Annotated in this window: 11 protein-coding genes; 3 read left to right on the top strand and 8 right to left on the bottom strand. The window is 60.9% G+C overall.

The features are described 5' to 3' along the window. From BHD07_RS27335 to BHD07_RS27320, 4 genes are all read right to left on the bottom strand, one after another. Window positions 1-771 carry a polysaccharide deacetylase family protein gene (locus BHD07_RS27335; RefSeq protein WP_324763810.1) on the bottom strand — a complete coding sequence of 257 codons (771 nt, stop codon included), beginning with the start codon at window positions 769-771 and terminating at the stop codon, window positions 1-3. Continuing rightward, a complete protein-coding gene (locus tag BHD07_RS27330) occupies window positions 768-1,865 on the bottom strand; it encodes a glycosyltransferase family 4 protein (RefSeq protein WP_324763811.1) in 1,098 nt (365 codons plus the stop codon). The genes BHD07_RS27335 and BHD07_RS27330 overlap by 4 nt, the downstream gene beginning before the upstream one ends. A 76-nt stretch (window positions 1,866-1,941) precedes the next feature. Beyond that, window positions 1,942-4,053: a mechanosensitive ion channel family protein gene (locus BHD07_RS27325; RefSeq protein ID WP_324763812.1), complete on the bottom strand. Its 2,112-nt coding sequence runs from the start codon at window positions 4,051-4,053 to the stop codon at window positions 1,942-1,944. 248 nt (window positions 4,054-4,301) lie between these two features. Continuing rightward, on the bottom strand, window positions 4,302-5,492 hold the full coding sequence (locus BHD07_RS27320; RefSeq protein WP_324763813.1) for a glycosyltransferase family 4 protein: 1,191 nt from the start codon (window positions 5,490-5,492) through the stop codon (window positions 4,302-4,304). 501 nt (window positions 5,493-5,993) lie between these two features. Here BHD07_RS27320 and BHD07_RS27315 point away from each other — a divergent pair. Continuing rightward, entirely contained in the window at window positions 5,994-6,836 is an 843-nt protein-coding gene (locus BHD07_RS27315; RefSeq protein ID WP_324763814.1) for a sulfotransferase domain-containing protein, read from the top strand. 37 nt (window positions 6,837-6,873) lie between these two features. On the opposite strand, the gene BHD07_RS27310 is transcribed toward BHD07_RS27315, so the two are convergent. The 4 genes from BHD07_RS27310 to BHD07_RS27295 form a co-directional block, all read right to left on the bottom strand. Then, entirely contained in the window at window positions 6,874-8,064 is a 1,191-nt protein-coding gene (locus BHD07_RS27310; RefSeq protein ID WP_324763815.1) for a DegT/DnrJ/EryC1/StrS aminotransferase family protein, read from the bottom strand. 68 nt (window positions 8,065-8,132) lie between these two features. After that, window positions 8,133-8,819, bottom strand: coding sequence for a PIG-L deacetylase family protein (locus BHD07_RS27305; protein WP_275599002.1), 687 nt, complete (start codon window positions 8,817-8,819; stop codon window positions 8,133-8,135). A gap of 52 nt (window positions 8,820-8,871) precedes the next feature. Continuing rightward, window positions 8,872-9,552 (bottom strand): sugar transferase, encoded by a 681-nt coding sequence (locus tag BHD07_RS27300; RefSeq protein WP_324763817.1) that lies wholly within the window; start codon window positions 9,550-9,552, stop codon window positions 8,872-8,874. 61 nt (window positions 9,553-9,613) lie between these two features. Continuing rightward, on the bottom strand, window positions 9,614-10,867 hold the full coding sequence (locus BHD07_RS27295; protein ID WP_324763818.1) for a polysaccharide biosynthesis/export family protein: 1,254 nt from the start codon (window positions 10,865-10,867) through the stop codon (window positions 9,614-9,616). 419 nt (window positions 10,868-11,286) lie between these two features. Here BHD07_RS27295 and BHD07_RS27290 point away from each other — a divergent pair, with 419 nt between their 5' ends. Together BHD07_RS27290 and BHD07_RS27285 are read left to right on the top strand one after the other, a co-directional pair. Beyond that, window positions 11,287-12,639, top strand: coding sequence for a lipopolysaccharide biosynthesis protein (locus BHD07_RS27290; protein WP_324763819.1), 1,353 nt, complete (start codon window positions 11,287-11,289; stop codon window positions 12,637-12,639). Between the two features lie 327 nt (window positions 12,640-12,966). Next, window positions 12,967-13,806 (top strand): sulfotransferase, encoded by an 840-nt coding sequence (locus BHD07_RS27285; protein WP_324764628.1) that lies wholly within the window; start codon window positions 12,967-12,969, stop codon window positions 13,804-13,806. The last annotated feature ends 2 nt before the right edge of the window (window positions 13,807-13,808 follow it).

Here is a 13,808-nt window from a genome sequence, read left to right as displayed (position 1 = left end):
TCATTGGCCTAAAAGATCCGCAACCCTGCGCCAGCGGCAGGCAGCGTGCGAGGCGGTGATGTCGAAAAGTCTGGATAGGAATTCCCATACGCTCTCGTCGTGAACGAGGTGGTGGGTGAGAATTCCCACCGTCCCGCCGCCCTTCTCGATTTCATCCAGCCGGCGATCGATGTCGCGAAGGATCTCGCCATGAGGGCGGCAGCCGCGGGTGCCGTGCCAGTCCATCACATCCACATGGGCGTTTATGAGCTGCAGCCCCGGGACGCGTAACACGGCGGATTTTTTCCCGTCCTCCGGTCCGAAAACCGAAAGGGCCCTAAAGCCGATCTCGTGCAGTCCGGGCACCAGCCCCGGGTCGATCCGGTTCCATGGCGGAACGAGGAGCGGCACCATAGCGGCAGGATAAAGCGCGCGCAGACGCGCCCAACCGGCGCGCAAGTCGGACGCCACCATCTCGCGCGACCTGTGACCTCCTAGTTCCTGGCGTTTTTCTGTAGCGGGGGCATGGTTTTGATGGGACCACCCGTGGACGGCAACATCGACAAGCGGTCGGCCGGCAATGCAGCGCGAAAGGCGCTCATCGGTACCTGCCGGAATGACGGCCAAGATCACCGGCACCGAAAAGCGGTCGGTGAGGTCGAGCAATCGGTGGAGCGCGGCCGTCGGCTCGACGGCGTCGTCGTCCCGCAGCCAAAAGTCGACCGATTGGCCTGCCTCCTGCAGGCGATCGAGCCTGTCGGCCAGCGTTTCCCAGATCGATGCGATCGTCATTTCGCACTCCCAACGAAATCGGCGAAGATCCCCGAGAGACGTGCGGCGGCGGCGGGAAGCGAGCGGTGCTCGAAAACGAAGCGCCGCGCGCGCTCGCCAAATTGTCTGCGTAGGGATCCGTCCACGAGGAAGCGCCGCACCGCTGCCGCCAGTGCGTCGATGTCCCCGGCCGTCGTCAGATATCCCGTTTCGCCGTCACGTACGACTTCCGGCACACCCGCCGTGCGCTGCGCGACGACCGCGAGGCCTGCAGCCTGCGCCTCCAGATAGGACAAGCCGTAGGCCTCCCCGCAGCCCGGCCAGACATAGAGGTCGCCGCCGGCGAGAATCTCCGGAATCGCCTGAGGCGACCTTTCGCCAAGCCAATCCAGCCGTCCTGCGGGAAAGGCCGAAAAGGCTTCCGATACGTCAGCCCGTGCAGGGCCGTCGCCCACCACCGTGAGCGTCCAGGGCACATCAGCGACAAGGGCGAGCGCGCGGGCAAGCATGCGATAACTATCCATCTTGTCGCCCTGACGCATCATCGCGACGGCAAGCAGGCGGTTGCCGCCGGCCCCGGTCCTTCGCAGGTCACGAAACGGCGACACATCGATGAAAGGGGCGAGCAGCGCAGAGCGCACTTCGGGTACCGCCTCTTCGAGACCCTCGCGGTCACGATGGGTGAAACAGATATTGACCGCCGCCTGCCTTGCACCGGCGGCGACCTCATCTTGCGCAAGTTTCCATGACCCCAGGTTGCGCCGAAAGGAATAAGAACACTCGGCAGTAACGTATGGAATGGAGAATTCCGCGGAAAGCGCGGGACCAATGAGATCCGGAGCCTTGTAGTACGGGTGGTAGCAAAACCAGAGGTCGGGCGGCCCTTTCAACTGCCAGAGCCGCCGAAGCCTCGCAATCTCCCCTTCGGCCTCCTTGCGGAACGCTGAAAATGCCGCATCCGAGGCATCACGCGAGAAGGTGCGCAGCTCCGAGGCAATGCTGACGTCGTGACCTGCCAGCCGCAGCGATTCGATCAGCATGCGTGCCATCTGTCTGTCGCCGGAAGGGACAGGGTGGTCGGGTGATTTCAGTGGCGCATGAAAGACGATGTTCATTCGGCGCGAGCTATCCCGCCTCCCGTCGCGATGTCAACAGGCCCCGGCCCGACGACGTGCGGCTGCAGTGCCCCGGCTATTCCGCCGCTGCCTCCCCGCCCTGGGCGAGCGCCGCGTTCTTCTTGGCGATCGCGTCGCGTGTCGCGGCAGCTGCCGCCGGCGCCGATTGCACGTCGTCTCCGGCCACCTGGACCGTGGGCGAGGCGAACTGGATGCCATTGGTCTTGAAGGCCTCCTTGATCATGGCCTGGGCCCTTCTTCTCACCTGGGTCTGGTGGCCCGGCTTGGTTTTCATGGCGAAGCTCAGCGTTATGCCGTAATCGCCGAACTGCTCCACGCCTTTCATCTTCACCGTTTCGATGATCATCGGCGCGAGCTCCGGGTCTTCGAGCAAGGAAGCCCCGATGCCCTTCACGACCTTCTTCACCTTGGCGACGTCGGAGTCATAGGAAACATTGATCAGGAACTTGTCGATGACCCAGTCGCGACTCATGTTCTGCACCGCGCCGAGCGAGCCGAAGGGCACGGTGAACACCGGTCCCCGGTGATGTCGCAGCTTGACGGAGCGGATGCTGAAGGACTCCACCGTGCCCTTATAGCTGCCGCTCTGTATATATTCGCCGACCCGGAAGGCATCGTCCATCATGTAGAAGATGCCGCTGATGATATCCTTGACGAGCGTCTGGGAGCCGAAGCCGATGGCGACGCCGAAGACCCCAGCGCCGGCGATCAACGGACCGACTGCGACGCCAAGCCCCGAAAGCACCATCATACCGGCGACGACCGCGATGAAGGCCGCAAGGAAATTGCGCAGGATCGGCAGCAGCGTGCGCAGGCGCGTGTTGCGCGCGAACTCGGCGGAATCCTGCACGGTCAGGCTGGCGCGCGCCATGCGCACGTTGATGGATTCCTTGGCAAGCTGCCAGACGAGATCGGCCGCAAGCAGTATGACGATGCCGGCCAGCACGCCACGGAAGATGCGGTTGAAGGCATCGTCCTGCATCATCTGCGCGCCGTCGATGCGGAAGGTCATGGCAAGCCATACGGCCGCGAGCGCGATGATCACCAGCCTCGCCCCTCGCTCGATCAGAACATTGCGCAGGACGCGGAAGTCCTCCGCCGCGGCAGCATCCAGCATCGTTCTGGTCGCGGCGCTGGTGAAGCGCAGCAGAGGCGGCAGACCGAGGGCATAGACGCCGAGCCAGAACAGCACATCCATGCCTGCAACCCAGAAGACCCAGAGCAAGACTAGGAAGGAAACGATCAAGGCATTTCGCAGGATGCGACGCGCGGGCGCCATCTCGGCAATCGGCCGGCGCAAGGTCGTGTCGATCGCCAGTCCGAGAACGAAGAGGCCCAGGACCGCGCCGGTGAGGTTGCGCACGTCTTCGGGAAACGCGAGCGCGCGCATCATATCGCCGACGGCCCATACGAAAGCGACGGTGCAGATGAAGTATACGGACCGCCTGAGCCAGTAACGGGCACGATGCGGAGCAAGCGATACATACGACCTTGCCTGATCCCCCTCCGAGATGGCCGGCGTCAACACGGCCGATGCGATCGCGATCAGAAGTCGAGCCACGATCCAGGCGATAAGGAGCGGCGCCACCGCTGCCCCGAGGTGATGCGGCCAATCGGCGATCACGAAAGCAGCGACGGCCGCAATGGCGAAGGCGACAAGCGGCGCGATGCGAACGAAGGCCGCCAACCCGCTTCCTGCCTGCACGTTGTTGCGGCTGGCGCTTCGTCGCAGGAGATGGCGCAGAAGGAACTCGGCGCCGTAGCCGATCAGCAGAACCAGGGCAAACGCCCAGATGATCGGCAATCTTCCCTGGCCCTCCATGTCCCCGTACACACGGTCTCTCGCCGCCTGCCATTCGGGCAATACGCGCGGCGCGGCATTCAGAAGCGCAGCAAGGTGCCTCCTGGCCTCGGCCATCCAGCGCGAAGCGAAGCTCTGGGGCTGCGTGACGGTAACGGGCCCGGAGGCCGCCTGCCTGGTCTCGATCCCCTGCCTAGTCTCGATCCATTGACGGACCTCGGGATCATCCAGCAGCTGAATGAGCTGCTGCACCTTGGCCGGAGGCGCTGCCCCCTGGTCTTGGGCCGCCGAGAGAGCCACAGAAGCAAAGATCAGTTGGAGAAAAAAGGCCACCACTGCTGCGACGCGCCCTACACCTGCACCCATGCGATAGCCCCCTGATCGCCAGACCACTCGGCGATGATAGTGGCATATCAACACATATGCGTCACCCCGCAATCCCGTGCACTCCGAAGGGTGCATGGATCGGGGCCTCACGCCGAAGCGCGGCGCCCAAACATGTCTTCTTTGATCCCATCCGGTAACGGAAGGCATGCAGCAGATCAAAGTGCCACGGCGATTTTTGCGCGTCCGGTAAGTAGGCCGGCGCAAGGCTCTCCGGATTATGGTCCGGCTCAAGCCGAACCGGCTTCAGCAGCCGACACTGTGGAGGCATGTTCGCGGGCCGAGTGTTTCAGGGCCGACGATGCGACTGCGTCCCACTGCGAAAGTATGCGTTCTGGCAAGTATCTCCTGGCGCTCGCCTCGGCATTGGTAGCCAAACGGCTCCTGAGTTCACCGTCGCCGAGCACCCTAGACAGTGCCTCGGCAAGCGCATCCACATCGTTGCTGGGAACGAGGATTCCATCCTCGCCATGCTTCACCATGTCCGAGGGGCCCCACTCGCATGCAAAAGAAACCACGGGAAGCCCTGCAGCCATGGCCTCGAGCAAGACGATACCCCATCCCTCGTAACGGGACGACAATACGAAGACGTCGGCCGTCTCCACCCATAGCCCCGGTCTTTGCGTCACGCCCGGTAACTCAACCCTGTCCTTCAGGTCCAGCGCGTCCCGCAGTGCCTCGAGCGATTTCCTGTCATCGCCCTCGCCCCAGATGACGAGCTTCCATTCGGGGTGCCTCGTGGCAATCCGTGCAAAGGCCTCGATCAGGAGATCGAAGCCCTTCTGACGCGTGAGCCGGCCAACCGCGGTCAAGATATTGTTGCCGCGTCTCTTCTGCCATTCGCCGGGCAGGTCGACGGCATTGGCGATCACCCACCCCCTGCTGCGCATCTTCTCCGGAAAATAGTCGAGCGCGCCCCTGGTCATCGTCACCAGACCGAACGCACGCGGATACAGACGGCGCTGAACCCATTTCCAGACTGGACCGAAAGGCTGGAGGGCCGGATTGTTGCGCTCGGAAACGATCACCGGAGCCTGCAGCCCAACCGTCGCCAGCAGCGTCAGTACGTTCGTTCGGGTCAGGAAGCTCAACACGAAATCGGGTTGCGAGCGGCGAATGGCGGAACGCAGGCGAGAAATTCTCTTGAGCACGAGCAGGCCCGCCTCGATCTTCCCAGCCCTTTGCGGCGGCAAATCGAGACGTTTGATCGCGATCTTCGGATCCAATTCGTAGTAGGGCTTCGCATCCGGCGGCTCGAGAGTGATCAGAGTGACCATGCAGCCGAGCCGGGCCCAATGGTTGGCGACAAGGTTGACCACGTGCTCCGTGCCCCCGGCGCCAAGGCCCGGCAGGACGATCGTCACACGTGCTCCGGAAATATTCGACGCCTCAAGCGCTGGGGAATTCGAACTGCCGTTCATTTCGAAATTCCCCTCCCCTGAAGCCCCGCGAACGTCACGCACAGGAGTCATGGCTGCCGCCACAGCAACGGTTTCTCTTCGCCCAAGGGACATCATCTGGTGCCTCCATTCCGTCTTCGCGATGCAAAACATCACGATCTTCACCAATGCTGTTTGGAATGTTACCGGGCGCGCCTCACGCCCTATGCAAGCACGTTATTGACAGAATGCTTGTTTTTCATTTCATATTCAAATTGCTAAAACGAATGCCTGAAATTGCCAGCCACGGGACGACCGGCACCATAAGCTTAATTAATTGCTTCAAAGAATCAATACCACACAAGACGCGCGACCACTGCATACTCAAAGAATTTATTTTTTCATTCCAAATCTCCTTATGAAAATAGGCGGTAGAATTATTTCTGTAACGACATATTGTTCTATTCTGCGCGATCAGTGCGCCAAAACTACATTTACCATGCGTGCACCGCACGCCGGTGATCTCAATTTGAGGGACAAACCATGGCAAGCATTCTCAGGCGGGCATGGCGTCGGGTCGAGAAGCGGGTACGGCTTACCAGCCATGCTGCCCAAGCCGACAGCTTCCTGATCTCCTATCCAAAATCGGGCCGCACCTGGTTTCGATACGTTCTTTCCCACTATCTCGCGGCAATCTCGCGGGTGCCGGAGCCTATTGACCTTCACAATATGTTTTCGATCGTACCGAACTTCGATCTCGACCCGGTGCGCGGCATGCCGGGCTACCGCTTCCGCGAGGCGAAAGACGCAATCCCGACGATCCTCGTCAGTCACCTGGACTATCGCGCCAGCCTGTTCCTCAGGCGTCCGGTCATCATGATGGTAAGAGACCCGCGCGACGTGATCGTGTCGGCCTATTTCCATGCGACCCGGCACAAACACCGTTTCGCCGGCACCCTTACGGAGTTCATAAAGGACCATGACCAGGGTATGCCCAAGATGATCAGTTATCTCAATCGCTGGGCAGCCGGTTTGTCCAACCGCGCGCACTTCGTTCTGAGCTACGAGGGGCTCTCCGCCGACACGGAAGGACGAACCGAGGCGGTGCTGAAATTTCTCCGCTGTCCGGTCGATCGAGCGGCGCTCCGGGCTGCAGTCGAGGCCGGGCGGTTCGAGGCCATGCAGGACAGGGAACGGGTAGAAGGCATTCCGGCTCATGACTACGATCGGAACGACGTGGAAAGCCTGCGGATGCGCCGTGGCAAGGCAGGTGGGTTCAGGGACTACCTGGACGAGGCGCAGGTCGCAGAGGTCGAGCGTTTGTGCGCGGCCGACCTGACGGTCGCCGCCAAACGTCTGGTCGGCCACACGGGATTGAACGTCTGACCCCGCGCCTGCGCACCCATTTGCGGATAAAGCTGCTCTAACGCCGCGCGGCATCGAGGGCTGGCCTGCCGATGCTGGCCCTTGCAAACACCTCCCGCAGGACATGCGCCGTCTTCTCCATTGCCGCCGTATCGAGCGCGGGATCGACCAGGAAGGCCAGGCTCGTCTCGCCGAGCTCGCGCGCGTCGGGCAATCTCTGCGTCGGGACCATGCCGATGTCCGTAAAGGCCTTTTCCAGGTAGATTTCCGAGCAACTGCCGCTGAAGCATGCGACGCCGGCGCCGTTGATTTCGGCAATGATCCGGTCCCGGCTCCAGTCTGGCCGCAGGCGCTCCGGCCGAAGAAACGTATAGAACCTGTACCACGCGTGCTGAATCCCACGAGGCGGCAGGGGCGTGCGCAAAGCCTCGATCTCCTCGGCCGCTCTGGCGATAATGGCCGCGTTGTGCGCTCTTATGCTGCGCCATTCCGTCAGGCGCTGCAACTGACGCGATCCCATGACCGCCTGGATCGACATCATGCGCCAGTTGGTGCCGATGGACTCATGCAGCCAGCGGAAACCCGGAGGGTGCTCCCTGTTGTAGACGGCGTCATACGATTTGCCGTGGTCCTTGCGGCTCCAGGCCTTCTTCCAGAGCTCGTCGTCGTTCATCGCCACGAGCCCGCCCTCGCCTCCAGTGGTGATGATCTTGTCCTGGCAGAAGGAAAAAGCCGCGATATCACCGAAACTGCCGACCGGGCGGCCGTCTATTTCGGCGCCGTGCGCCTGAGCGCAATCCTCTATCACCCACAGCCCCTTTTCGCGGGCAAGCGCCATGATGGCGGGCATGTCGCAGGGCCAGCCGGCCAGATGTACGACGATGACGCCCTTGGTCTTCGGCGTCAGCTTCGCCCTTATGGTTTCCGCCGTGATGTTCTGGCTGTCGCGATCTACGTCGGCGAAAACCGCAACTCCACCCGCCATCGGCACCGTGGAGGCCGAGGCAATAAAGCTGCGCGGCGTCACGATGACCTCATCGCCCGGCTCAAGTCCGAGCGCGTAGAGCGCGAGGTCCAGCGCCACCGTTCCGTTGGCGAGAGCCACCGCATGTTTTACGCCGAGAAAGCGCTCATACGCAGCCTCGAAGTTGCGTACGTGCGGTCCCGTCCAGGCATTCACTTCGCCAGATCTGAGGACCGACACGACATCCTCGATCTGCTCCTCGTCGTAAACCGGCCAGCGTCCCATCTGTCCCTCCGAATTGAATTGGGTCTTATGGCGTTAATGAGAAATTCCGTGTGACGCCGTTCCTCAACCTAAACGACGTGCCGGACCAATACGAAAGCTTCGGCCGCTTGCCGCATCACGGTCGCGCCGCGCAAGGTCGCCAGCGCCCTGAGGGTCGCAATCGAGCGCTCATGCGGCGGCTGGCGTACCTGCGAAGCAAACATCTCCATCGCCTTGAGCTTTGCCTCGAGATGTTCGCTGATATCGACGAAGACGTTCGGCACGAATGCCGGGGACAGATAGGGCGCGTTCCAATTGGTCTCGGACAGGGTCTCGTAGGCGAGAACGAGCTTCGGGAATTCCGCCTGATGCGGCCGGCAGGCGACCAGCGCCGACGTGAAGGTCAACTGATGGTCCATGTGCATGTCGCCCACGAAGGGCAATAAGACGGTTTGCGGCGACAGCCGGCGAACGAGCTCGAGCAAGGCGGCATTGACGGTCGCATGCGCCGTTTCCGCAAGCTGTGCCGCCGGCAGCCGGAGCCATATGGTTTCCGTCACGCCCAACGCGCGGTGCGCTTGCCTCGCTTCCGCCTGTATCCGGGCAGTTCCCTCCGGATCGAAGGCGGGGGGCTTTCCCTCCGTCACGACCGCGACGAACACCTCTTCGCCTTCGGCCGCGAGCCTTGCGATCGTCCCGCCTGCGCCGAGCACCTCGTCATCGGGATGCGGCGCCACGACCAGAGTGCGCCCGAAAGATATCTGCCCGCCACCCATAAAACCTCCTGATCAAAAATATTGTCGCCTTGGCGCGTGCTCATCCGCCGCATCACGCCTTCGGCGTCTCCGCGCCAACACGACGCGAAACAAACTCCCTGGCCTCTTGCAGATGCCGTGCATGAACCCGCTCGCCGATGACCAGCGTCTTCACGGTCAACAGGAGGATCCGCGCATCCAGCCAGAGACCGGCGTGTGCGACATACCAGAGGTCGAGAGCGATCTTCTCTTCGTCCGAAAGCCGCGTATTGCCGTTTACCTGTGCCCAGCCGGTCATGCCCGGGGCGACGCGGCAGCGCATGCGGCCGAGTTCGCCGAAGCCGGCGACGGTCGCCAAGGGAAGCGGGCGCGGACCTACCATCGACATGTCACCGGAAAGCACCGTAATGAGTTGCGGCAGCTCATCGAAACGCAGCCGCCGCAACAGAGCGGTTGCGGCGGTCTGCCGCAACCCATCCGGCAAAAGCGTGCCGTCAGGCGCCCGCGCATCCGTCATCGTGCGGAATTTGGCAACGGTAAAGACGCGCATCCCCGCACCGGCACGCGCCTGGGTGAAGAATAGTGGCAGGCCGAGGCTAGCCCAAACGACCGCTGCGGTGACCGCCATCAGCGGCAGGCACAGGACGAAAACGGTTCCGGCAAACAGGCAATCGAGGAAACGCTTGAGACGGTAAAATCCCAAGGAGGCAGGCAAGCCAAAGCTGACGGCCGCAGGTTCTCTGTAGGTTTTCAACTCAATATTCCCTTGGCGCAGGGCGCTTAAAGCCTGTTTTAAAAATATCTGAAATTAAGTCTTACATTCCGGCAATTGACACCATGAGTACGTCGCCCGGCACGAGTTCAGTCAGGGTCGATGCCTTTATGCTCGTCGGGGTGCCGCCGACCGGGTTACGGCGAATCTCATAGGTATATGAAATCTGATTTTTCTTGGACTCGTCTTCGGCCACCGCGGCCATGAGGAGTATTTGCTCTTCGGCGGAGTGCTTTCCGGAAATCAGCTTTTTGATAGCGATCTCACGCGCCTGAAGCTGCGTCAGTATGTCCTTCTCACGGTCGGCTGCAAGCTTTGCCAACTGCAGCTTCAACCCGCTCAACTCCTGGCGCGATCGCGCAAGTGTGGCAAAGGTCTCCAGAAGCTGCGCCTGTTCGGCCGAAGCATTGTTTTCCGCGCGGGAAAGATCGCTTTCGGTGTTCAGCCCGCGTTTGCGCAAGGTAGCGATACGCTCCACATCTTCCTTGCTGTTCTGGACCACGTCCTTTTGCTGCAGGATGAGTTGGTTCAGTATCTCGATGCCGCCCTCTGACTGGGTTATGCCCTCGGCCAGGATCTGCGCTTGCGACTTATTTGCGGCGAGGTCCGCCCTTAGAATCTTTTCTTCGAGCTCGATTACGCCATCGAGGGGCACGCCGTTTACATAGTCGCGAGCCACCTGAGGCACATCGGCAAGGTCAATCTTGTCGCTGGATTTCAACTGAGCCACAAGCCGCGCCGCATAGATGGCCTCGTGGATGATCTCGGCGTTGGCGGCCTCCGCCTCCGCACGCAGACGGGCGCGTGCGACGATCCGGTCGGATGCGCTCGCCGCAGCGACCTGCATGCCTCCGGCAAGACCGATTGCCTGCTCGACGGTCAGCCCGCTGTAGAAAGGAAACGAGCCCGGGGTCTTGACCTCTCCGAGCACGAAGATCGGCCGAAAAGTCGAAATATCGAGAGAGATTTTCGGATCGACGAGAACGTCGCGCCTGCGGTACTCGCCGCGGAGCTTCGCGAGCGCTTCCGGCACCGTGAGGCCGACGACCTCAACCCCGCCGATGAGCGGAAACTGCGCTACGCCGGCGCCCGAGACGGTCGCAGTAACCGGCAAGTCGGCATCGTCAAGGAAGTCGAAGGTCAGAACATCTCCCGAGTTGAGCCGGTAATCACCGGCCTGAGCGGGAATAGACGTAATTATCGGGAACGCAAGCGCCCAAAGTACCATCAGCAGCAGGAACGCCCCAAGCTTCAAACGGGGCAAAATCGTCCCATAAACGGCCGGTGAAATCCCCATCTCACAGCCTCCAAAAAGGAATAAAGAAAACTCTACCAAAAAATATTAGGCGACTATATTCTTCGATGCGCTATCACGTCAAAGGTTTTTAACTATTCGCAGCCTCATTGTTGGATTTGATCCTTGAGCCATCCCTCTCATGGATGAAAATTTTATAATATTTCAAACCGTTGCAGAAACTTATTGCGTCTTTAGAGGAGCGTCGGCGGGGGAAAGGGCGGTTCACCTTGCAACAAATGCGGACGGCTTGCGAGCTTGTCGGCACGGTTTTCGCCGGCTCTTCCCCTGACGAGATTCACTTAAGGCTACACAAGAAATCATGGCGGATGGTCCGTTCCTGAGCGGCGTACGACTACCGGCTCCGCACAAAGCATTTGCATATACCTATTATCTTATCTCTTAAATCATAGGCGGTTCCAGTGGCGTTCCGAAAGAAACTTCTCAAGAAAATCGGCAGCTTGCGGCAAATTCTCAGTCGAGAGAAAACGATGCTGGAGCGCCTGCAAAGCATTGCGCACCTGCTCACGGGAAACATTCTGAGCTCGGTCATCGGCCTTATCGGCTTTGCGCTCACGGCCAGGGCACTCGGTCCGGCAGGCTACGGTGTCCTCGCGCTATGCTTCTCCTACACGCGCGCGGTCGAGCGGATCGTCAGCTTCCAGTCGTGGCAGCCACTGATCAAGTATGGCGCGCATTCGCTCGCGGAGAACGCCGACGATGCGACCGAACTTCCGGCCTTACTCAAATTCGGCCTGCTGCTCGACATCTCCGCGGCACTGGCGGGATGGCTGGTTGCCGTCCTGCTAATCCTGGTAGCCGCGCCCTGGTTCGGCATATCGGGGGACGGGGCGAACCTTGCCATTCTCTACTGCACGGTCCTGCCGTTCCAGGTCTCCGGCATGCCGACCGCCGTGCTGCGCCTCTACGGGCGCTTCATGGCGATCGCCTATGGCCAGGTCGTCACAAGCGTTCTGAGGGTCGTTCTTTGCGCCATCGGCGTCGCCACCGGCGCAGGCCTATTCGAATTCGCGCTGATCTGGATGGCGGCTCAGATTCTCGGCACCGTCGTCCTGGTGATTTTCTCGCTTGCCGAACTGCGACGGCAGGGCGTCCTTTCGGGCCTCATGAGCGCTCCGCTTCGCGGCATTACCAAGCGGTTTCCGGGTCTGTGGAAGTTCGCGATCTCGGCGAACCTCTCGCTCACCATTCGTTCAAGCGCAAATGAGCTCGATACGCTGCTCGTCGGCTATCTTGCCGATCCGACCTCCGCCGGCCTGTATCACATTGCAAAACGCATCGGCCGCATCGCACAGCAGGCCGGCGTGCAGGTTCAGGCAGTCCTCTATCCGGAACTCGCCCGGGCATGGGCAACCAAAGCCCTCGGCGCCTTCCATCGCGCGGTCGCGCAGATGCAGGGACTGCTTCTCGGTTGCGGCCTGCTGCTGATCGGCAGTCTTTACCTCGTGATCGACCCGCTGCTCACCTGGGCCGCCGGGCCTGATTTCGCAGCTGCGGGCCCCCTCGTCGTGGTGCAGTCGGTCGCAGTGACCATGACGCTGTGCGGTGCGGTCATCCGCTCGGCACTTCTCGCAATGGGACGCGAAAACGAAATACTGCGCAGCGTAACGATCGCAGCGATCGGCTTTCATGCCACCGCCTTCGCCCTTATTCCGGTCATAGGCGCGATGGGAGCGAACGTTGCCCACATCGTCATGGCCTCGATCTGGCTGTCCACCATGATGCTGAGCTACCGCCGAACCCCTGCGCCGTGAGGGTTGAAACGCAAAGTTAAAGAAGCATCTTGCCTCCAGCCTGTTTTTCTGTGAAATTCGCCGTCAGATTTTATTTATTTCAAATATTGCTGGGATTAACACTTAAAACTGAGGTCGCTTTTCCGGATTTTTCGCGCAAATTCTGCTGCTTCGCCACGGAACCTCAACCTATACATTCAACACCGACGGCCGACCGTAGCTGCACCCCATTCACGCTAGCGAATTTCGGAAGCACTGTTTGACCCAGGACCAAAGCCCCTGTTGGGGGGCGGCGAACCGTTCGTTTCGGTGCAATCGCCCTGGAGGCGATCGATGAAAGGGCCAAAGATGGAAATGCGGGATATCGACTTCCTGATCATCGGAGCGACGAAGAGCGCGACGACGTGGCTTCAGCAATCGTTGCAGCAGGACCCGGGCATATTCATGCCCGATCCCGAACTGCACTATTTCAGCCGCTATTACGAGCGCGGCGACGAATGGTATCTGGAACATTTCGCAGGCCAGGAGCACCGGCGGCTGCGCGGTGAAAAATCCAACTCCTACATGGATGTGCCGGAAGCGGCGGAGAGAATAAGGGAAAGACTGCCCCAGGCCCGCTTGATAGCTCAGCTTCGCAATCCGGTGGACCGGGCCTATTCCGATTATTGCATGCTTTATCGCCGCGCCGAGGTCGGGCGCGACATCGCCCAGTACCTCGATCCGCGACAAGGAGCGGGCGGGCGCTTCCTGAACGGCGGTCTTTATTTTCAGCAGTTGCAGGGCTATCTCGATCGCTTCCCCATGGAGCAGCTTCTGGTGCTCCTCTACGAGGACCTGAAGGTCGACGCCCGCGTCCAACTCGCCCGCGTCCGCGGCTTCCTCGGGCTTGAAGCCGATGTTCCGCTGAAGCCGCTTGCAAAAAAGGTGAAGGACAAATCGGAACCGGTCGTCAATCCGACCCTGCGCCGTCTCCTGCGTCCCTTAAAGCCGGTTGCTGCTCCATTCCGGCAGAATACCGGTTTCAAGAAACTGCGCTCGCTGATCGCCGGTGAGCTTCAATACGCACCGCTCAGCCATGATCTGCGCGCGCGGATGACCGATTACTTCGCGCCTGAAACGGAAAAACTCGGCGCCCTCGTCGGAAGGGATCTGACGGGCTGGCTGAGAAACAGAGGCCCCGAGAAATGACA

Source organism: Sinorhizobium sp. KGO-5, from assembly GCF_036245905.1.
Lineage (GTDB): Bacteria > Pseudomonadota > Alphaproteobacteria > Rhizobiales > Rhizobiaceae > Sinorhizobium > Sinorhizobium meliloti_A.
The sequence above is the reverse complement of the archived record's forward strand: the minus strand, read 5'-3'. Positions and strand labels throughout refer to the sequence as shown.